The organism is Micromonospora sp. NPDC006431, from assembly GCF_042870725.1.
In the GTDB taxonomy this organism is placed as follows: domain Bacteria; phylum Actinomycetota; class Actinomycetes; order Mycobacteriales; family Micromonosporaceae; genus Micromonospora.
Genome location: NZ_JBIAHQ010000008.1, coordinates 150,089 through 169,664, shown reverse-complemented (window position 1 = coordinate 169,664; position 19,576 = coordinate 150,089). Strand labels below are relative to the sequence as shown.

The window sequence follows — 19,576 nt, the reverse complement described above, 5'->3', positions numbered from 1 at the left end:
GACTGACGTCAGCGGCCCGGGACGGCGGCGGGCGAGGGCGGACTGACTTCAGCCGGCGAGCACACCCGGCCGTCCCGCATCGCCACGGTCCGGTCGGCCAGGTGCAGGTACTGCAGGTCGTGGGTGACCAGGACGGTAGCCACCTGCTGCTCGTGGGTGATGTCGCGCAGCAGCCGCACCACGACCGCGCCGCGATCGTGATCGAGCGCGGAGGTGGGTTCGTCGACCAGCAGCAGGGCGGGGGCACCCATCAACGCGCGGGCGACCCCGACGCGCTGACGTTCCCCGCCGGACAGCTGGTGTGGGCGCTTGTGCGCCTTGCCGCCGAGACCTACCCGGTCGAGCAACGCGCGGGCGCGGGCCTCGGCCGAGCGCCGGGACCCGCCGGACAGGTGCGCGACGAGCAGGAGCTGGTCGAGGGTGGTGAGCGAGGCCAGCAGGTTGGCCTGCTGGAAGACGAAGCCGATGCGTTCGCGCCGGAGCCGGTCGCGGCCCTGCTGATCGAGCGAGGTGACGTCGATGTCCTCGATCCGTACCGTGCCGGATTCCGGGCTGGTCAGCGCGCCGGCGACCGCCAGCAGGCTGGACTTGCCGGAGCCGGACGGCCCGGTCACCGCCACCAGTTCACCCGCGGCGATCCGCAGGTTGACGGCGTCGAGTGCGATCAGGCGGCGGTCCCCGTCGGGGTAGGTGAGGCGGACATCGGTCAGGGTGAGAGTCATCGGGCTGCCCCCAGGGCGGTGAGCGGGTCCACGGTGCTGACCCGGCGGACGGAGAAGGCGGCGCCGAGCGCGCCGACGGCGACCATCGCCGCGAGCGGGACGGCGATCGTGGTGGCATCCAGGACGAACGGCACCACCCGGGCGGTCACCGCACCCAGGCCGGCGGCGGCGCCGGCACCGACGGCGGCACCCACCAGCAGGACGATCCCGGCCTGGGCGAGGGCGTCGCGCAGCAGGTAGGCGCGGCTGCCGCCGAGCGCGCGGACCACCGCCAGGTCGGTGCCGCGTTGCATGGTCCAGACGGCGAAGAAGGCGCCGACAACCAGGGCGGAGACCGCCAGCAGCAGGCCCCGCATCAGGTTGAGCGAGCCCTGCTCGGAGGCGTAGCCGCCGACCGCGGTGAACGCCTCGTCGCGGCTGACGGTCGTGACGCCGGCGGCGCCAGCCGCATCGCCGCCGGTCGAGGCGACGGCGGTGATGCTGTCCGTCCGGGCCAGGTCCTGCCAGGTGCTGATCGGGGCGTACACGACGGGCAGATGGTTGAACGAGGTGGTGGCCACGACCGCGGCGACCGTGACCCGCTGCCCGGCGACGGCGACGAGGTCGCCGACCGACACCGACTGCGCATCGGCCAGATCGGCGGTGAGGGCCACCTCGGCGCCGCTTGGTGCCCGGCCCTGCCGTACTGCCGGGTACAACTCGGGAGCGCCGCCGATCAGGGTCACCGTCGTGGCCCCGCCGTCGGCTTGGAGGCGGGTGGTCGACACGCCGAGTGGCCATGCGGCGGTGACCCCTGGCTGCGCCGCCACGGTGGCTGCCGAGTCCGCCGGTAGGGTGCTGGTGGCGAAGGACACCTGTTGGCCGTCGGTTGGCTGCTGGAACGAGAGGTGGTCGACGGGGAGTGCCGCCACCGCCGACACGCTGGCCGCCCCCAGCCCCGCGGTCAGCCCGGTCAGCAGAACCACCATCAACGTCATCAACGCGATGACGGTGCCCAGGAGGGCGAACCGGCCCCGGGCGAATCGAAGGTCACGTACTGCGATGAACATGCCACAAGCCTTCCCGCCAGCACCGACGGTGCCATCGGACCGGGGCTGGGACGTGCGGAGACGAAAGAGGCATGGGTGAACCCATCAAAAGTTGGGGGTCGGGCCGGTCGTCGGCCGTTACCGTCGACTGGGCCATGGATCACCAGCAGCCGCGTGTCGCGGCGGTCACGCTGACCCTGCTCCGTCGGGCCGAGCACGTCCTGTTCGTCGCGCTGCTGCTGGTTGACGCCGTACGCGCCGCGGGGTCCGGCCGTCCACCGGTCGGCGTGCTGGTCACCGCTGTGGCGGTGGTGGCCCTGTGGTACCTGCTGGGCGTCGTACTCGCCCGGCGCGCTCGACGACCGGTGGTGGCCGGGCTGTGGTTCGCCGGGCTCACCGCCGGCTGGATCGGGCTGGCCGCGTTGTCGGTGGACTTCGTGTGGCTGGCGTTCGCCCTGTTCCTGCTGGCCATGCAGCTACTCCCGCGAGTGCTCGGGCCGTTGGTCGTCGCGGGGTTGGCGGCGGTGGCGGTCGCCGCGTTCTCGGCACATCAGGGCAGGCTGACTCTTCCCGCGGTGCTCGGCCCGGTCATCGGCGCTGGTGTGGCCGTCGTGATCATGACGGTCTACCGGGATCTCCGACAGCAGAACGAGCTGGCCGCGCGGCTGCTGGCCGACCTCACTGCCGCGCAGGGCCAGCTCGCCGCCGCACAGCGCCACGCCGGCATGCTCGCCGAGCGCGAACGGCTCGCCGGCGAGATCCACGACACCGTCGCCCAGAGCCTGTCCACGATCGTCCTGCTGGTGAAGTCGGCCGCCGGTCGCTGGCCGGACGCTCCGGCGGCCGCCCACCGCCAACTGGACGCCGCCGTCGAGGCCGCGCAGTCGGCGTTGGAGGACACGCGGCGCCTCCTCCGTGCCCTCACCCCCGCCCCGCTGGCCGGCCGCCCGCTCACCGAGGCGCTCGGCCACCTGGTCGACGACAACCGCCGCCTCGGCCTCGACGCCCGGATCACCGTCGACGGCCTTCCCTACGCACTGCCCACCCCGGTGGAGGTCGCCCTGCTCCGGGTCGGACAGGAGGCCACCGCCAACGTCCGGGCGCACGCCGCGGCCGACCGGGTGGACCTCACCCTGACCTTCCTGCCCGGGGCGGTCAGCCTCGACGTCGTCGACAACGGGCGGGGGTTCGACCCCGACCAGCCGTTCAGCCCCACGACCGGCACCGGTCTGGGCCTGGCCACCATGCGCCGCCGACTCGCCGCCGTCGGTGGCACGCTCGTCGTCGAATCCGCTCCCGGACAGGGCACCGCGATCAGCGCTGCCATCCCTATCGAAGGGGACTCGTCGTGACCCGCGCGCCCCGTCCTGCCGAGCCGATCCGCGTCTTCATCGTCGACGATCACCCCATCGTCCGTCGCGGGCTGCGGGCGGCGCTGGATGCCGATCCGGGCATCACGGTCGTCGGGGAGGCCGCCACCGGCGTCGACGCGATCGCACAGGTCGAAGACAGCGCTCCTGACGTGGTCCTCATGGACCTGCACCTGGGGCCAGGCATCAACGGCGCGGAGGTCACCCGGCGGATCCTGGCCCACCCGCGACCACCACGGGTGCTGGTCCTGACCACCTACGACAGTGACGCCGACATCCTGCCCGCCATCACCGCCGGCGCCACGGGATACCTGCTCAAGGACGCCGAGCCTGACGACCTGCTGACCGCCATCCGCTCCGCCGCCGCGGGCGAGACCGTGCTCGCCCCCGCCATCGCCACCCGCCTGATCACCCGGGTACGCGCTCCCGCGCGGGCGCTGACCCCACGCGAGCTCGAGATCCTGCAGATGGTCGCCGAGGGCCACAGCAACCACGCCATCGCCCGGGCCACGTTCATCACCGAGGCCACCGTCAAGTCCCATCTCGTCCAGGTGTTCAGCAAGCTCAATGTCGACAACCGCACCGCCGCGGTCGCCGAAGGCCGCCGCCGCGGGCTCATTCCCTAGTCGGGACGTGGCCGGCTCCAGTTCCGCATCAGTGGTGGCTGAGGTGGAGGGCGGGCAGCGGCCCGTCCGCAGGGGAGGGCCTCGGTGAGGTGACAGCACCTAACGGCCGGCTCAGCCCGCCGTTAGGTGGTGAGCCGGCACCGCCCGGTCGAGGGCGCCGGAGCGGGCGACGATCACCGCCGGTCGCGCCGGGACGGATCGGTACGCAGGTAGGTGAGGACCGCCAGCACCCGCCGGTTGGTGTCGTCGCTGGGTGGCAGGTCGAGCTTGGTCAGGATGTTTCCCACGTGCTTGCCGATCGCCGCCTCGGTGACGTGGAGTTTCGCCGCGATCGCCGCGTTGGAATGGCCCTCGGCGAGCCGCGCGAGCACCTCGCGTTCGCGGGCGGACAGGGCGGCGAGCGGATCGCGGGGGCGGTGCAGCAGCTGCCGGACGACGTCCGGGTCGATGGCCGTGCCGCCGTCGACGACTCGGCGCAGGGTGTCGGCGAACTCGGCGACGTCGGCCACCCGGTCCTTGAGCAGGTAGCCGACGTGTCGGCCGTCGCCGCTGTCGAGCAGCGCGGAGGCGTACTCGGTCTGCACGTACTGGCTCAGCACCACGACGGCCAGGTGCGGCCGCTCCGCACGGAGGGCGACGGCCGCCCGCAGGCCGTCGTCGCGATGGTGCGGCGGCATGCGGATGTCGGTCACGAGCAGGTCCGGCTCGTGCGCGCGGACCGCGTCCAGCAGGTCCGGCGCCGACCCGACGGCGGCGACCACCTCGAAGTCGAACCGGGTCAGCAGGCCGACGAGGCCCTCGCGCAGGAGGACCTCGTCCTCGGCGAGCACGACCCGGGTCATCGACGGCACGGCAGCTCCACCCGAACGAGGGTAGGGCCGCCGGCCGGGCTGGCGAGCAGCAACCGCCCGTTGACCGCGGCGACCCGGTCGGCGAGGCCGGTCAGGCCGGTGCCCCGGGCCGGGTCCGCGCCGCCCCGGCCGTCGTCCTCGACCTCCACGACGAGGTGGCGATCGGTCTGGGTCAGCCGCACCTCGGCGCGGGCCGCGTGGGCGTGCCGGGCGACGTTGCCCAGGGACTCCGACACCACGAAGTAGGCGGTGGTCTCCACCAGTTCCGGCACCGGCTGCGTGAGGTCGGCGCGTACGCCGACGGGGATTGTGGCCTCGCCGGCCAGTTCCCGGACGGCGCCGGCCAGGCCGAGCTCGGTGAGGTTCTGCGGGCGGATGCCCTGCACGATCTGCCGGAGCGTGACCATCAGGTCCTTGGCCTGTTCGTGCGCGACGGCTAACGGCCGGGCGGCGGGTGAGTCCTCGGGCACGTCGAGCCGGGCCAGCCCCAGTTGCAGGGTCAGGCTGGTCAGCCGTGGCTGTGCGCCGTCGTGCACGTCGCGTTCGATGCGGCGGCGTTCCGCCTCGTACGCGTCGACCAGGCGGGCCCGGGAGCGGGTGACCTCCCGCAGCGCCGCCCGCTCGTCGGGCGGCCCGCCGAGCAGCCACCGGGCCAGCGCCGCCTGGACGGCGACGAGCAGCCCGGCCAGATACCACAGCACCGGGACGAGGAGGACGCCCACAATGGCGTACGGGATCGCCTGGCGGGCGGTGTCGACCGTGCTCCAGACCACGACGACATGGTCGGCGTCGCCGGCCAGCCAGGGGCTGGCGATCAGCGTGAGGTCCAGCAGGGCGAGCAGCGTGAACAGCCAGTACGCGATCGGCACGACGCCGCCCAGGAAGAATGCGTAGGCGACCTCCCGCCAGGCCGCGGCGCTGGTGTAGCGCGCCCCCAGGCCCGGAAGCTGCGCTCGGGCAGTGGGCGCGGGTCGACGACGCCGAGCCGCCACCGTTCGAGCACGGTCACCGGGATGCTCACGATCGGGGCGAGCGCCAGCACGACGAGGCCGACGACGGTGAGGAACAGGACGACGGGCAGCGCGACGGGGCGGCCCTGCCGTGCCGCGTTGACCACCGCCAGCAACGGCGCCCCGACGACGAGCAGCCCGACCGCCAGCACGCCGGCGACCGGCACGGTGGTGACGGCGTACGCCAGCGCGCGCCAGGGCCATGCGGAGATCAGGTAGCCGCGTCGGCGAAGTGCCTCCGCCAGGTGAAGGGGTCTGCCCAAGGTCATGCGAAAGACGCTAGCCAGGCGTAACCGGCGGGCCCAGCCGGCTGGATCCACTCTTCGGGTATGCCCAGCCCTACCTGACATTGACGCACTGGGCCCAGTGCGACGTCCAGCGCAGAACGGTGGACTGGGCGCATGCGTATCCATCGCCTGGGCTCGTACAGCTGGCTGCTGGCCACACCGCTGTTCCTGGCCGCGAACGTGATCACCGGGCTGGCGTGGCGGCAGCCGCGCTTCAGCTGGGCCACCCACAACATCAGCGACCTGGGCAATGTGACCTGCGGGGTGTGGGACACCACCCGCCCGCGCGAGGTCTGCTCGCCGTGGCATGCGGCGATGACCGGCGCCATGATCGTCACCGGCCTGCTGCTCGCGCTCGGGGTGCTGCTCACCTGGTCGGCGCTCGGCCGTGGGCTCGCCACCCGGGCGGCACAGGTGCTGACGCTCGCCAGTGCGGGCGGATACGTCCTGGCCGGGGCGTATCCGGCGGACGTGCACGAGAACAACCACTTCCTGGCGGCACTGCTGATCTTCGTACTGGGCAACGTCGGGATGCTGGTGGCGTCGCTGGCCCGGCGGTCGCCGGTGCTGGGCGCGATGCGTGAGGACAGTCTCGCGCTGGGCTTGGCCGGCCTGGCCGGCACGGCCCTGTTCCTGGCCCAGGTCGACCTCGGCTTCGGCGTCGGCGGCATGGAACGGGTGGCCGTGTTCCCGCTGCTCGCCTGGACCGTCGCGGTCGCGGTGCGGCTCACGCGCGCCTCGGCGGGAACCGGGCGACTCCTATGCTGACCGGATGGACCTGGAGTTCAGCGGCGAGCTGTGGTTCTGGCGGGGCCCCGCGCCGTTCCACTTCGTCACCGTTCCGGACGAGCAGTGCGGTGCGCTGGAAGCGGCTTCCGCAGCCGTGACCTACGGCTGGGGGATGATCCCGGTCGCGGCGCGCATCGGGAGCACCAGTTGGCGGACGTCGCTGTTCCCGAAGGACGGGCGGTACATCGTGCCGGTGAAGGCGTCGGTGCGGAAGGCCGAAGAGCTCGAGGTGGGCGAGGAGGTGACGGTCCGGCTCACCCTGGACGTGTGAACAGCGACGAGTGCGGGGTGTTCGCCGCGCCCGCACTCCGCCGCCGTCGCGACCACTCGACCGGTCAGCTCCACCGGCCTCGGTGCACGACCTCGTCGGCCGGGCGGCGCCGGTTGCGGAGGTCGCGGGGCGGCTCGTCGCTGTAGCCGATCGAGATCGCTCCGATCGGGGTGAACTGCGGCGGCACGCCGAACGCCTCGCGGAACGCGTCGATCCGGTCCACCGGCATGCCGAAGAAACACGCGCCCAGTCCGGCGTCGACCGCGGTCAGCAGCATCAGCAGCGACGCCATGCCCGTGTCGATGTCCCAGTACGGGGCGGGCCACCAGGCGTCCGACCGGTCGGCGAACCCCTTGTCGGGCTGGGCGTAGCGGTCCAGGTAGGCGTCCTTGTTCGAGTGGGGAACGATCAGCAGCGGGGACTCGACCCGCGCCGCGAACCAGTTCTCGGGCCCTTCCTCGGGCCGTACCGCGTCCCGGAACCGCGCGATGTCGGCCGGGTGGTCGAGCACCAGGAAGCCCCAGCCCTGGGCGAAACCTGCCGACGGCGCCCGCAGCCCGTTGTGGACGATGCGCTCGACGACGTCGGGGGGTACCGGTCGGTCCGGGTCGTAGCTGCGCACCATACGTCGCCGCCGGACAACATCCTGAAAATCCATGACCGCAACCTAGTTGCTCAGTCGGCTCCACGTGGCCCCACTCGGTCCGGGCCGGCGGCTGCTTGGGTCGCGTCACCTCATGACCGACGCGCTGGTGAGGCACCATATGATCATAGCCGTCGGTCGAATGGTCGGGCGGTGAAGCGATCTGCGGGGGCGGGATGACGACACGAACCGGAACCCGTCGGCAGGCGGGACTGACCGCGCTGTACCTCGGCGTCTTCGCGGCCCTCTGGTTCAGCGTGCCGAAGGCGGAGCCGCCGCTGCACACGGTGCTGCTCCTGGGCAGTGTGGCGGCCCTGCTGACCGCGGTCATCGGCGCTGTCGTCGCCGGTGCCGGTAGTCGCAACGCCGGTGCACCGCCGCGAGACCGGGCCGCCGACCGGCGCTACCTGCTCATCGTCGGCGTGGAGTTCGCCCTGGCCGGGCTCGGTGCCTGGCTGCTCGCGCTCGCGGGTTGGTCGGCGTTCACTCCGGTTCTCGTCAGCGCCGTCGTCGGCCTGCACTTCCTGCCGCTGGCACCGGTGCTGCGCGATCGGCTGCTGCGGCCGCTCGGCCTCGCGGTGTGCCTCGTCGCGCTGGTCGGTCTGTTCGTCGGGCTCGGCTCGTCCGCGCTGGTGGGGCCGGTCGTCGGCACCGGCGTCGGTGTGCTGCTGCTCGGCTACGCGGTCATGGCGCTGTTCCGAGCGCGGGTGTCGCCCCGCTGACCGGTCCGTGCCGGTTCAGCCTGCTCTCAGCATGGACGTGGAAGTTTGCGGGGCATGACCCTTAGCAAATCACCACAAATGCGACAGATGCTCAACAAGGTCCCCGAGGTCACGGTCTACTTCTGGATCATCAAGGTCCTCTCGACCACGGTGGGCGAGACGGCGGCGGACTTTCTCAACGTCAACCTTCACTTCGGCCTGACCGGCACCACGCTGGTCATGGCCGTCGCGCTGGCCGCGGTGCTCGTCTGGCAGTTCCGGACCCGGCGGTACGTGGCGGGGATCTACTGGCTGGCGGTGGTGCTGGTCAGCATCGTCGGCACGCTGATCACGGACAATCTGACCGACAGCCTCGGCGTCCCGCTCGAGGCGAGCACCGCGGTGTTCGCCGTGGCCCTCGCCGGCACCTTCGCCATCTGGTACCGCAGTGAGGGCACTCTGTCGATCCACTCGATTGTCACCGCCCGCCGGGAGGGCTTCTACTGGGCGGCGATCCTGTTCACCTTCGCGCTCGGCACGGCGGCCGGCGATCTGTTGTCCGAGGGTTTCAACCTGGGCTACTGGCGCTCCGGGTTGATCTTCGCCGCGCTGATCGCCGTGGTCGGGGCGGCGTACGCTGGGTCGCGGCTGAACCCGATCCTGGCGTTCTGGATCGCCTACGTGCTGACTCGCCCGCTCGGCGCGTCGCTCGGTGACTACCTCTCGCAGGGGCGTGACGAAGGTGGCCTCGGTGTCGGCCCGGTGATCACCAGCGGTCTGTTCCTGGCGACGATCGTTGTTCTGGTCGGCTACCTGGGCGTGACGAGGCGGGATGCGTCGCAACCGCTCGTCAACCGCGACGAGAGGGATCTGGCAGCGCGGCGGTGACCGAGGCGTCGCTGCCCCAACATGCCCAGGGCCGGCGTCGCCCGGTGGTGCCGCCGGGCGGGAAGGCGACGTCGGCCCGAGGGCAACCGCGGGTCTGGAGACAGGATGGGAGCGGAACTGGTGCGAGTGCTTGTCGTCGAGGACGAGACCGCTCTGGCGGAGGTGATCCGCGCGGGGCTGGTCGAGGAGGGTCTCGCCGTCGACGTGCAGCACACCGGCCCGGACGGGCTCTGGGCGGCTAGCGAGAACGCCTACGACGTGGTCGTGCTCGACATCATGCTGCCCGGTCTCAGCGGCTACGAGGTGTGCCGCCAGTTGCGGTCGCGCGGCGTGTGGACGCCGGTGCTGATGCTGACCGCGAAGGAGGGCGAGTACGACCAGGCCGACGCCCTCGACCTCGGCGCCGACGACTACCTGACCAAACCGTTCTCCTTCGTGGTGCTGGTGGCCCGGCTCCGCGCCCTGGTCCGCCGGGGTGCCCCCGCACGCCCGGTGGTCCTGGCCGCCGGTGACCTGACGCTGGACCCCGCGCGGCGGCTGGTCGCCCGCGCCGGACAACCGGTCCGCGTCACCGCCCGCGAGTTCGCGTTGCTGGAGTTCCTCATGCGCCATCGCGGGGACGTGGTGTCCAAGACCCAGATCATCGAGAACGTCTGGGACGCCCACTTCGACGGCGATCCCAACATCGTCGAGGTGTACATCGGCTACCTGCGCCGCAAGATCGACCAGCCGTTCGGCCGGTCGGCCATCCAGACCGAGCGGGGGATGGGGTACCGGTTGGCGGCCGATGGCGGCTGACGGAAAACGCACTACTCGCCTCTCCGTGCCTTCTCCGGCCGGCGGTGCCTACGCTGCGGAAATGGCAGGCAGGCGCGGGTCGTTCAGCGACCCGGTCCGGTGGGTGCGCAGGCGCCTGGGGGTGCGCCTGCGCTCGGCGTTGGCCGCCGCGGTGGTGGTGGCGTTGGCCTTTGCCGTCGGCGCGGCGGCCTTCGTCTACCTGGCCCGGATGGACCTGGTCGGCAACGTGGACGCCGCCGCCCGGCAGCGGGCGGCCGAGGTGGCCTCGGCGGTGGCCGGCGGCGACCAGGCGGCGATCGCTCAGACGTTGAAGCCCAGCCCGGGGGAGCAGACGCTGGTGCAGGTCCTCGGCCCCTCCGGTCGGGTTGAGGCGGCCTCGGCCGCGCTTGGCGGCGCCGCGCCGCTGTCCCCGCTACGCCCTCGCCCCGGCGAGGTGCTGCGCGAGCAGCGGTTGCTGCCGTTCGCCGACGAGGATCCGTACCGGGTGGTCGCCGAAGGGGTCGCCGTCGGCTCGGGCACCACGACCGTGTTGGTGGCGCAGTCCTTGCGGCCGGTGAACGAGAGCACGGAGGCGGTCGCCGCCATCCTGATCGCCGGACTGCCACCGATGCTGCTCGTGGTCGGCGCGGCGGTGTTCCTGTTCGTCGGCCGGTCGCTGCACGCGGTCGAGGCGATCCGTCGCCGGGTCGCCGGCATCACCGCCCGCGACCTGCATGCCCGGGTTCCGGTACCGACCGCCGACGATGAGGTGGCGGCGCTCGCGGAGACGATGAACAGCATGCTCGACCGGCTGGACACGGCGGCGGCGAGCCAGCGGCGGTTCGTGGCCGACGCAAGCCACGAACTGCGTAGCCCGCTGGCCACCCTGCAGGCCGGGCTGGACCGGCTGGCGCTGAGCCCGCGGACCGCCGCCACCGAGGAATTGGTCGGGCTGCTGCGCCTCGAGTCGGAGCGCCTCGGCCGCCTCGTGTCCGATCTCCTGCTGCTCGCGCGCATCGACGAGCTGGGCGCCACCGGGGGTCATGACGACGTCGATCTGGACGACCTGGCCTACACCGAGCGGAGCCGGATCGCCGCCCGCCGGCCCGACCTGACCGTCCGTGCCCACCTCGCCCCGGTACGGGTCAGCGGCGACGCGCACGACCTCAGCCGGGCGCTGCGAAACCTGACCGACAACGCCGCCCGGCACGCGCGCTCCCAGGTGGTGCTGCACGTTTCGGTACGGGACGGGTGGGGCTGCGTGGAGGTCGGCGACGACGGGCCGGGTGTGCCCGAAGACCAGCGGGAGCGCATCTTCGACCGGTTCGTCCGGTTGGACGACAGCCGGGCCCGCGCCGACGGCGGGAGCGGCCTCGGGCTGCCGATCACCCGGGAGATCGTCGCCGCGCATGGCGGCACCGTGCAGGTCGTGCCCGGACCGGGCCTGAGGGTCCGCATCCTCCTGCCGCTCAGCTGCGGCACCTTGTCGCACTGACCCTGACCTCGTCCGTTTCAGGGTCCTCTCAGGTGCTGGCGGGCAGGCTGGCGGCAGCCGGCCGTACGGGGGAGCCGGGTCGACCAGGAAGCGTGGTCGGGGGATGAACTACCACCTGTTCGAGCTGATCAACGCCGCAGCCGGGCGCAGCGACCCGATCGATGACATCTTCGAGTGGTCGGCGATGTGGCTGATCTTTGTCCTCGGCGTCGTGGCGGCGGTCCCCGTGCTGCGTAGCGTGCGGGCGCGCCCAGCCGCCGTCGTGCGGGTCGCGGGGGCGCTCGCGGTGGCGTTCGTGGTCGGGCAGGTCGTCGCCGCCGTCAGCACCGAGGTGCGACCGTTCCAGACCCATTCGGTGCATCAGTTGATTCCGCATGCCGCGGGGCCGTCGCTGCCCAGCGACCACGCGACGGCGGCGTTCGCGGTGGCGTTCGCGGTGGGGACGTTTCTGTCCTGGCGGTGGGGGGTAGCGCTGACGGTGTTGGCCACCATCATCGGATTCGCCCGTATCTGGGCGGGGGTGCACTATCCGGCGGACATTCTCGCCGGCGTGTTCATCGCTGCCGCCGCCGTCGCCGTCGTCCACGCCGGTGGGCGGGCGTACAACCGGTGGGCACAGCAGCGGAGCCCGCGCCCGACCGTCGGTCGGTAGCCCCACGTCCCCCGCCGTCCTGGAGGTGCCCGTGCCATCGCCCCAGCCGTTGCTCGCTGCGGGTCCAAGTGTCCTCAACCCGGAGTGGCTGATCTCCACCTTCGGACTGATCGGCATCCTGGCCATCGTGTTCGCCGAGTCCGGGCTGCTGATCGGGTTCTTCCTGCCGGGCGATTCGCTGCTGTTCACCGCCGGGCTGCTCGTCGCCGACGGCCGTTACCTGCACCAGCCGCTGTGGTTGCTCTGCCTGCTGGTGGCCGTGGCCGCCATCGCCGGTGACCAGGTGGGCTACCTGTTCGGCAAGCGGGTCGGCCCGGCTCTGTTCCGCCGCCCCAACTCGCGGCTGTTCAAGCAGGAGAACGTGCAGCGGGCCAACCAGTTCTTCGCCCGCTACGGGGCCCGATCGATCGTGCTGGCCCGGTTCGTGCCCATCGTGCGCACCTTCACCCCGATCATCGCCGGCGTCTCCCGCATGCACTACCGCACGTTCCTGATCTTCAACGTCATCGGCGGAACGCTGTGGGGAGTGGGCGCCACGGTCCTCGGCTACTTCCTCGGCCAGATCGCCTTCGTCAGGTCCAACATCGAGATCATCCTCATCGGCATCGTCGTGGTCTCGGTCCTGCCCATCGGCATCCAACTGCTGCGGTCCCGTCGCCGGGCCGCCCAGGTTGATCCTCTGGATACGGCGAGGGTGCCGAAGGCCTGACCAAGGCCAGGGTCGCACGCGCTGGTCCAGAACCCGGGCCGCTTACCTCCAGCGGTAACGGAGCCAGCCATTGATCCGACCGCTAAACCGGTCTAGCATCACCCAAACCGGTTTAGCGGCCGAGTGGTCGCTCCGGACCTGGCGGCACGGGAGGGAGGCCGAGTTGGTGGCCCAACGTCGACCGACGATCACCGACGTCGCCCGTGCCGCGGGAGTCTCCAAGGGCGCGGTCTCCTTCGCCCTCAACGGCCGGCCCGGGGTGGCCGAGGAGACCCGCCAGCGGATCCTGGCGGTGGCGAAGGAGCTGGGCTGGACGCCGAGCCACCGCGCCCGAGCGCTGTCCACCTCCCGGGCGTTCGCGGTCGGCCTGGTGCTCGCCCGCCCGCCGGAGCTGCTCGGCGCCGACCCGTTCTTCCCCGCCTTCATCGCCGGCGTGGAACGCGTCCTCGCCGAGCGGAACCAGGCGCTGGTCCTCCAGGTCGTCACCAGCCAACGGGCGGAGGAGGACGGCTACCGGCGGCTGGCCGCCGACGGGCGGGTGGACGGGGTGTTCCTGCTGGACCTGCGGATCGCCGATCCGCGGATCGCCCTGCTGAAGGAGCTGCGGCTGCCCGCCGTCACCCTCGGCCGTCCCGACGTGGCCAGCCCGTTCCCGGCGGTGCTCGTCGACGACCGGCCGGGGATCGCCGCCGCCGTGCGGCATCTGGTCGAGTTGGGGCACCGGCACGTCGCCCACGTCGCCGGTCCGGAACACTTCCTGCACGGTTCCGCACGGCGGGACGCCTGGGAGGACGCGCTCCGGGATGCCGGGTTGCCCCCCGGTCCCTGTGTGCCCTCCGACTTCTCGGCGGCCGGTGGGGCCCGGGCCACCCAGCACCTGCTCGACCTGGCCGACCCGCCGACCGCGATCATCTACGCCAACGACGTGATGGCGATGGCCGGCATGGCGGTGGCCCGGGAACGCGGCCTCGACGTACCCGGCCAGCTCTCCGTCACCGGCTTCGACGACACGGAACTGGCCGCCCACATCAGCCCGGCCCTGACCAGTGTCCGGACCGATCCGTCCGGCTGGGGCGGCGTCGCCGCCCGTACCTTGCTCGATCTCATCGACGGCACCGGCGGCCCGGACGTCGAGATGCCTCCCGCGCAGCTCGTCGTTCGGGCCTCCACCGCTCCACCACCACCCACACCACACCAAGCGCCGTGACCACGCCGCCCGGGCATCGCCTTGGCCTGGTCAGCCCCCCGTCACGGCAGTCGAGATCGGAGACCGATATGAGACGTACCGTCCCCGCCGCATTCCTCGTCCTCTCCCTCGGCCTCACCGCGGCCTGCGGTGACGGCGGCTCCGGCACCAAGGCCGACTCCTCGGCCAAGGGGCCCATCACCATCTGGCTGTCGAACAACAAGGAGGAGCTGGCCTGGGGTAAGGCCATGGTCGAGGCGTGGAACGGCCAGCACGCCGACCAGAAGATCACCGCCCAGGAGATCCCCGCCGGCAAGTCCTCCGAGGAGGTCATCGGCGCCGCGATCACCGCCGGCAACGCGCCGTGCCTGATCTTCAACACCGCCCCGGCCGCCGTGCCGCAGTTCCAGAAGCAGGGCGGGCTCGTGGCGCTCGACAGCTTCGACGGTGCCGCCGACTACATCAAGCAGCGCACGGGTGCCGCCGCCGACCAGTACAAGTCCGCCGACGGCAAGTTCTACCAGATGCCGTGGAAGTCCAACCCCGTGATGATCTTCTACAACAAGGAGATCCTCGCGAAGGCCGGCGTCGACCAGGACAACCCGCCGCTGTCCACGTACGACGACTTCCTCGCCACCGCCCGTAAGATCAAGTCGTCCGGCGCCGCGCCGGCCGCGATCTACCCGGCCCCGAGCAGCGAGTTCTTCCAGTCGTGGTTCGACTACTACCCGCTGTTCGCCGCGGAGACCGGCGGCAAGCAGCTGGTCGAGAACGGCAAGGCCCAGTTCGACTCGCCCGAAGGGCTGCGGGTCGCGGAGTTCTGGAAGAAGCTCTACAACGAGGGTCTCGCGCCCAAGGAGAAGTACAACGGCGACTCGTTCGCCGACGGCAAGGCCGCGATGGCCATCGTCGGCCCGTGGGCGATCGCGGTGTACGGCGAGAAGGTGAAGTGGGGGGCGGCCCCGGTGCCGACCTCCACCGGCAAGCCCGCGGCCGAGGTCAAGACCTTCAGCGACGCCAAGAACGTCGCCATGTACTCGGCGTGCAAGAACCGCGCCACCGCGTGGGAGGTGCTGAAGTTCGCCACCAGCAAGGAGCAGGACGGCGCCCTGCTGGAGGCCACCGGTCAGATGCCGCTGCGGGCCGACCTGCCCTCGACCTACCCGGACTACTTCACGAAGAACCCGGCCTACAAGAGCTTCGCCGAGCAGGCCGGACGCACCGTCGAGGTGCCGAACGTGGCCAACTCCATCACGATCTGGCAGACCTTCCGCGACGCGTACTCCGAGTCGGTCATCTTCGGCAAGCGGCCGCTGCCGGATGCGTTCTCCGAGGCCGCGAAGAAGGCCACCGGGCTGGCCGGGCAGTCCTGATGTCCGGGCCGCTCAGTCGGGATGTCTCCCGGCGCGGCCCGCAGCGCTGGGTGGCGGCCGTTCTCGGTCGCCACCCGGTCGGCGCGGTTCTCGTCGCGCCGTACGCGGTGTTCCTCGCGCTGGTGTTCGCCTACCCGTTCGGGTTCGCGGTGTGGATCAGCTTCCACGACTACTTCTTCACCGCACCGGGCGTGCCGGTCGACCGCCCGTTCGTCGGGCTGGCGAACTACACCGCCGTCCTCGGTGATCCGGCCGTCCGGCAGGCGTTCGGGAACATCATCGTGTTCCTCCTGATCAACGTGCCGCTCACCACCGTCCTGGCGCTGCTGCTGGCGAACGCGCTCAACGGCGCCATCCGCGGACGCACCTTCCTCCGGGTGGCCTACTACGTGCCGTACGTGACCGCGAGCGTCGCGGTGGTGGGCGTGTGGCTGTTCCTGTTCAACTCCGGCGGCCTGGTCAACAAGCTCCTCGGTCCGCTGGCGCCGGACCCGTCCTGGCTGGTCAGCGAGCACCTGGCGATGCCGACCGTCGCGGTCTACGTCGCCTGGAAGCAGCTCGGCTTCTTCATCCTGCTCTACCTGGCCGCGTTGCAGAACGTGCCGAACGAACTGTACGAATCAGCGGCGGTGGACGGGGCCAGCCGATGGCAACGGTTCCGTTCGGTGACCGTGCCGGCGGTCCGTCCCGCCACCACGCTCGTCGTGATCGTGGCGACCATCACCGGCGCGAACCTGTTCACCGAGCCGTACCTGCTCACTGGCGGCGGCGGGCCGAACGGCGCGTCCACGTCGCCGGTGCTGCTGATGTACCAGCGCGGCATCGAGCAGGCGCAGCCGGATGTCGCGGCCGCCATCGGCGTGCTGCTCGTGATCGGGGTCGTCGTCGTCTCGCTGATCAACCGGCGGATCCTGGAGAGGCCCTGATGACACGCGTCGTGCCAGACATCGCGCCGCGTCCCGTCGAGAGGCGTGGCAAACCCCCGGCGGGCGGACGGGGTTCCGGCCGCAGCTGGACCGTGCTGCGGTCGATCCTGCTCGCCGCCGGCGCGGTGGCGTTCCTCTTCCCCTTCTACTACATGCTCATCGGTTCGCTGCAGGCCGAGCCGGACACCTCGCCGGCCGGCGCCCTCCCGTCGGCGAACCTCACCCTCGGCAACTACCGCGACATCAACGAGCGGATCGACCTGCTCCGGTCGCTGGTCAACTCCGGCATCTTCACCGGCGGCGTCATCCTCGCCACGGTGGTCTTCGGAGTGCTGGCCGGCTACGCCCTGGCCCGGCTCAGCTTCCGCGGACGGGGCGCGCTGTTCGGCTTGGTGCTGCTGGTCCAGGTGGTGCCCTTCCAACTGCTGCTGATCCCGCTCTATGTGCTCATCGTGCGCAGCTACGGCCTGGCCGACTCGTATCTCGGCATGATCCTGCCGTACGCCATCAACACCACGGCGGTCTTCGTCTTCCGGCAGTTCTTCCTGCAGCTGCCCGACGACCTGTTCGCCGCCGCCCGGACCGACGGCGCGGGTGAGGTCCGCATCCTGTGGTCGATCGCCCTGCCGCTGGTACGCCCGGCACTGCTGACCGCCGTGCTCCTGACGTTCATCGGGCCGTGGAACGAGTTCCTCTGGCCGTTCCTGATCACCAAGCAGGCCGACATGCAACCGCTGGCCGTGTCGCTCGCCAACTACATGACCAACGTCGCCGCGCGGACCGCCAACCCGTACGGGGCGATCCTGGCCGGCGCCTGCGTCCTCGCCGCCCCGGCGGTGGCGCTGTTCGTCGCCTTCCAACGGCACTTCACCTCGACCAACATCGGATCTGGCGTAAAGGGTTGAATCGTTGACTGTCTCCACCGCCGTCCCGTACACCCTCACCCGGCTGGGCGTCGTCATGGCGCCCGAACCGGGGGAGCCGCTGGAAGCCGAGGGGGTGCTCAACCCGGCCAGTGGACGTACCCCGGACGGACGACTCCACCTGTTGCCGCGGCTGGTCGCCGAGGGGAACGTCTCCCGGGTGGGGCTCGCCGAGGTCGAGTTCCACGACGGCGTACCGGCCGGGGTGCTCCGGCGGGGCGTGGTCCTCGCCCCCGACGAGGGCTGGGAGCGCGGGTTGAACAACGCCGGCGTCGAGGATCCGCGCACCACCTGGGTGCCGGGGCTCGGCCGCCACCTGATGACCTACGTCGCCTACGGTCCGCTGGGTCCGCGCCTGGCCCTGGCCGTCTCCACCGACCTGCGGACCTGGCGCCGGCTCGGTCCGGTGCAGTTCGCGTACCAGCCGGGTCTGGACACCGACCTGAACCTGTTTCCGAACAAGGACGCGGTCTTCTTCCCCGAGCCGGTGCCCGGTCCGGACGGCCGCCCCTGCTACGCGATGCTGCACCGGCCGATGTGGGACCTGGGCTGGTTCCGGCCCGGTGAGGGGGTGCACCTGCCGGCCGGGATCACCGACGAGCGGCCCGGTATCTGGATCTCCTACGTGCCTGCCGAGGAGGTGCACGCCGACATCAGGGCGCTGGTGCGGCTGCGCGACCACCGCTGCGTCGCCCTGTCCGAGTTCCCCTACGAGGAGCTGAAGATCGGCGCCGGCCCGCCGCCGGTGCGGGTTGAGGAGGGCTGGCTGCTCATCCACCACGGGGTGACCGGCCACATCCCCGACACCTTCGACCCCAGCACCCAGCAGGTCGAGTACGCGGCCGGCGCGATGCTGCTCGACCCGGCCGACCCGGGCCGGGTGCTGGCCCGGACCGCCGAGCCGATCCTGGTGCCCGAGACCGAGGACGAGCGCTCCGGCACCGTCCCGAACGTGGTCTTCCCGACCGCGATCGAGGAGGTGGACGGGGTTCCGTACGTCTTCTACGGCATGGCCGACGCCAAGATCGGCGTCGCCCGGCTCGACCGTGTCCGGTGAGCGGGTTGGTGGTGCCGGCGGGGCGGGTCCGGTGACCGGCCCGGCCGCGCTGCGCCTCGGCGTCGTCGGGGCCGGCGGCTTCGCCACCTTCCTCACCGGCGCCCTGCGGGACCTGCCGGACGTGACGGTGACCGTGGTCGCGGACCCGGACACCGACCGGGCCGGGCGGCTGGCCGCGAACCTGGCCGCCCGGCCCGTGCCGGACTGGCGGGCGCTGGTCACCGCCGACGACGTGGACGTCGTGGTGGTGGCCACCCCGCCGGCCGGGCACGCGGAGACCACGCTCGCGGCGCTGCGCGCCGGCCGGCACGTCTTCTCCGAGAAACCCCTGGCCACCAGCGAGGACGAGGCCCTCGCCATCCGGGACGCGGTCGCCGCCACCGGCCGCGTCCTGGTCGTCGACCACGTCCTGCGCTACAACCCCGTGCTGCGGGCGCTGGCCCGGCTGCGCGACCCCCGGTTCGCCGCGCCGCCCGGCAACCGGTCCGACCCGCTGCTCGGTCCGGTCCGGCGGCTCGCCTTCGAGAACGACGCCAGCGACGAGGACCTCGGCCCGGAGCACTGGTTCTGGGACGAGCGGGTCAGCGGCGGGATCTTCGTCGAGCACGGGGTGCACTTCTTCGACGCCGCCGACGCCCTCGTCGGCGCGACCCCCGAGTCGGTGCAGGGCATGCTCGGCCACCGCCCCGGCGGCGACCTGGTCGACCTGGCGGTCGCCACCACCCGCTACCCGGACGGTGCGGTGGCGACCTTCGCGCACGGCTTCAGCCACGCCCACCGCTGCGAGCGGCAACTCATGCGGATCGACTTCGGTACCGCCGAGGCCCGGGTGACCGGCTGGATCCCCGTCCACGCCGCCATCGACCTCTGGACCGACGACGCCGGAGCGGCGCTGGTCGAGCACCTGCCGGCCCGCGCCGAGGAACTGCTCGCCGTCGACGGCCACCGGTTGCGGGACCCGGCCGTGACGGTGGCGGTGCACCGGCACGCCGGCCCGGCTGCCGCCCGGGAACGGGGCCGGCAGCGTCAGTTGCCGCACCACTGCCGGATCACCCTCGACCTCGGCGGCGAGGCCGCCAAACCGTACGTCTACGCCGAGAGCGTGCGCGCCGCCATGCACGACCTGGTGCGCTGCGTCCGCACCGGCGACCGGCCCGCCGCCGGAATCACGGAAGGCGCCACGGCGGTCACCGTCGCCGCCGCGGCCGCCCGCTCCGCCCGCGAGGACCGCACCGTCCATCTCGGACTGCCACACACCGCCACCGCCTGCCCGTCCTGACCGAGGAGATCGA

Annotated in this window: 21 protein-coding genes; 16 read left to right on the top strand and 5 right to left on the bottom strand. The window is 71.9% G+C overall.

Translation table 11 applies throughout. From position 1 onward, the window contains the following. Positions 1–8: 8 nt before the first annotated feature. A complete protein-coding gene (locus ACFYM6_RS16600; protein ID WP_387276274.1) occupies positions 9–722 on the bottom strand; it encodes an ABC transporter ATP-binding protein in 714 nt (237 codons plus the stop codon). After that, positions 719–1,771: an FtsX-like permease family protein gene (locus ACFYM6_RS16595; RefSeq protein ID WP_387276271.1), complete on the bottom strand. Its 1,053-nt coding sequence runs from the start codon at positions 1,769–1,771 to the stop codon at positions 719–721. The genes ACFYM6_RS16600 and ACFYM6_RS16595 overlap by 4 nt, the downstream gene beginning before the upstream one ends. Before the next feature lie 134 nt (positions 1,772–1,905). Here ACFYM6_RS16595 and ACFYM6_RS16590 point away from each other — a divergent pair, with 134 nt between their 5' ends. Both ACFYM6_RS16590 and ACFYM6_RS16585 read left to right on the top strand, forming a co-directional pair. Beyond that, entirely contained in the window at positions 1,906–3,102 is a 1,197-nt protein-coding gene (locus ACFYM6_RS16590; RefSeq protein ID WP_387276269.1) for a sensor histidine kinase, read from the top strand. Beyond that, positions 3,099–3,746: a response regulator gene (locus tag ACFYM6_RS16585; protein WP_387276267.1), complete on the top strand. Its 648-nt coding sequence runs from the start codon at positions 3,099–3,101 to the stop codon at positions 3,744–3,746. The genes ACFYM6_RS16590 and ACFYM6_RS16585 overlap by 4 nt, the downstream gene beginning before the upstream one ends. Positions 3,747–3,919: 173 nt before the next feature. On the opposite strand, the gene ACFYM6_RS16580 is transcribed toward ACFYM6_RS16585, so the two are convergent. Together ACFYM6_RS16580 and ACFYM6_RS16575 are read right to left on the bottom strand one after the other, a co-directional pair. Further along, positions 3,920–4,588: a response regulator gene (locus ACFYM6_RS16580; RefSeq protein WP_387276265.1), complete on the bottom strand. Its 669-nt coding sequence runs from the start codon at positions 4,586–4,588 to the stop codon at positions 3,920–3,922. Beyond that, a complete protein-coding gene (locus tag ACFYM6_RS16575) occupies positions 4,585–5,811 on the bottom strand; it encodes a histidine kinase (RefSeq protein WP_387276263.1) in 1,227 nt (408 codons plus the stop codon). Before ACFYM6_RS16575 ends, ACFYM6_RS16580 begins: the two co-directional genes overlap by 4 nt. Positions 5,812–6,008: 197 nt before the next feature. Here ACFYM6_RS16575 and ACFYM6_RS16570 point away from each other — a divergent pair, with 197 nt between their 5' ends. After that, positions 6,009–6,662, top strand: coding sequence for a DUF998 domain-containing protein (locus ACFYM6_RS16570; RefSeq protein ID WP_387276261.1), 654 nt, complete (start codon positions 6,009–6,011; stop codon positions 6,660–6,662). 4 nt (positions 6,663–6,666) lie between these two features. Continuing rightward, positions 6,667–6,954, top strand: coding sequence for a DUF1905 domain-containing protein (locus ACFYM6_RS16565; RefSeq protein WP_387276259.1), 288 nt, complete (start codon positions 6,667–6,669; stop codon positions 6,952–6,954). 64 nt (positions 6,955–7,018) lie between these two features. Here ACFYM6_RS16565 and ACFYM6_RS16560 read toward each other — a convergent pair whose 3' ends face one another. After that, positions 7,019–7,612: a nitroreductase family protein gene (locus tag ACFYM6_RS16560; protein WP_387276257.1), complete on the bottom strand. Its 594-nt coding sequence runs from the start codon at positions 7,610–7,612 to the stop codon at positions 7,019–7,021. A gap of 161 nt (positions 7,613–7,773) precedes the next feature. On the opposite strand from ACFYM6_RS16560, the gene ACFYM6_RS16555 reads away from it, so the two are divergent. The 12 genes from ACFYM6_RS16555 (at position 7,774) to ACFYM6_RS16500 (ending at position 19,563) form a co-directional block, all read left to right on the top strand. Then, entirely contained in the window at positions 7,774–8,319 is a 546-nt protein-coding gene (locus ACFYM6_RS16555; RefSeq protein WP_387276256.1) for a hypothetical protein, read from the top strand. A 78-nt stretch (positions 8,320–8,397) separates the two neighbouring features. Then, a complete protein-coding gene (locus ACFYM6_RS16550; protein ID WP_387276254.1) occupies positions 8,398–9,186 on the top strand; it encodes a hypothetical protein in 789 nt (262 codons plus the stop codon). Positions 9,187–9,306: 120 nt separating this feature from the next. Beyond that, positions 9,307–9,984, top strand: a complete 678-nt coding sequence (locus tag ACFYM6_RS16545; RefSeq protein ID WP_073835446.1) for a response regulator transcription factor — start codon at positions 9,307–9,309, stop codon at positions 9,982–9,984. A gap of 61 nt (positions 9,985–10,045) precedes the next feature. Continuing rightward, on the top strand, positions 10,046–11,458 hold the full coding sequence (locus ACFYM6_RS16540) for a sensor histidine kinase (protein ID WP_387276252.1): 1,413 nt from the start codon (positions 10,046–10,048) through the stop codon (positions 11,456–11,458). Between the two features lie 103 nt (positions 11,459–11,561). Next, positions 11,562–12,110 (top strand): phosphatase PAP2 family protein, encoded by a 549-nt coding sequence (locus tag ACFYM6_RS16535; protein WP_387276250.1) that lies wholly within the window; start codon positions 11,562–11,564, stop codon positions 12,108–12,110. Positions 12,111–12,141: 31 nt separating this feature from the next. After that, positions 12,142–12,819: a DedA family protein gene (locus ACFYM6_RS16530; protein ID WP_387276248.1), complete on the top strand. Its 678-nt coding sequence runs from the start codon at positions 12,142–12,144 to the stop codon at positions 12,817–12,819. A gap of 166 nt (positions 12,820–12,985) precedes the next feature. Next, positions 12,986–14,026, top strand: coding sequence for a LacI family DNA-binding transcriptional regulator (locus tag ACFYM6_RS16525; RefSeq protein WP_387276246.1), 1,041 nt, complete (start codon positions 12,986–12,988; stop codon positions 14,024–14,026). Between the two features lie 68 nt (positions 14,027–14,094). Further along, entirely contained in the window at positions 14,095–15,378 is a 1,284-nt protein-coding gene (locus ACFYM6_RS16520; protein ID WP_387276244.1) for an extracellular solute-binding protein, read from the top strand. Further along, a complete protein-coding gene (locus tag ACFYM6_RS16515; protein ID WP_387276242.1) occupies positions 15,378–16,304 on the top strand; it encodes a carbohydrate ABC transporter permease in 927 nt (308 codons plus the stop codon). The genes ACFYM6_RS16520 and ACFYM6_RS16515 overlap by 1 nt, the downstream gene beginning before the upstream one ends. A gap of 92 nt (positions 16,305–16,396) precedes the next feature. Continuing rightward, positions 16,397–17,209: a carbohydrate ABC transporter permease gene (locus ACFYM6_RS16510; RefSeq protein WP_387276240.1), complete on the top strand. Its 813-nt coding sequence runs from the start codon at positions 16,397–16,399 to the stop codon at positions 17,207–17,209. A gap of 4 nt (positions 17,210–17,213) precedes the next feature. Beyond that, entirely contained in the window at positions 17,214–18,284 is a 1,071-nt protein-coding gene (locus tag ACFYM6_RS16505) for a hypothetical protein (protein WP_387276238.1), read from the top strand. A 31-nt stretch (positions 18,285–18,315) separates the two neighbouring features. After that, on the top strand, positions 18,316–19,563 hold the full coding sequence (locus ACFYM6_RS16500) for a Gfo/Idh/MocA family protein (protein WP_387276237.1): 1,248 nt from the start codon (positions 18,316–18,318) through the stop codon (positions 19,561–19,563). Positions 19,564–19,576: the final 13 nt, after the last annotated feature.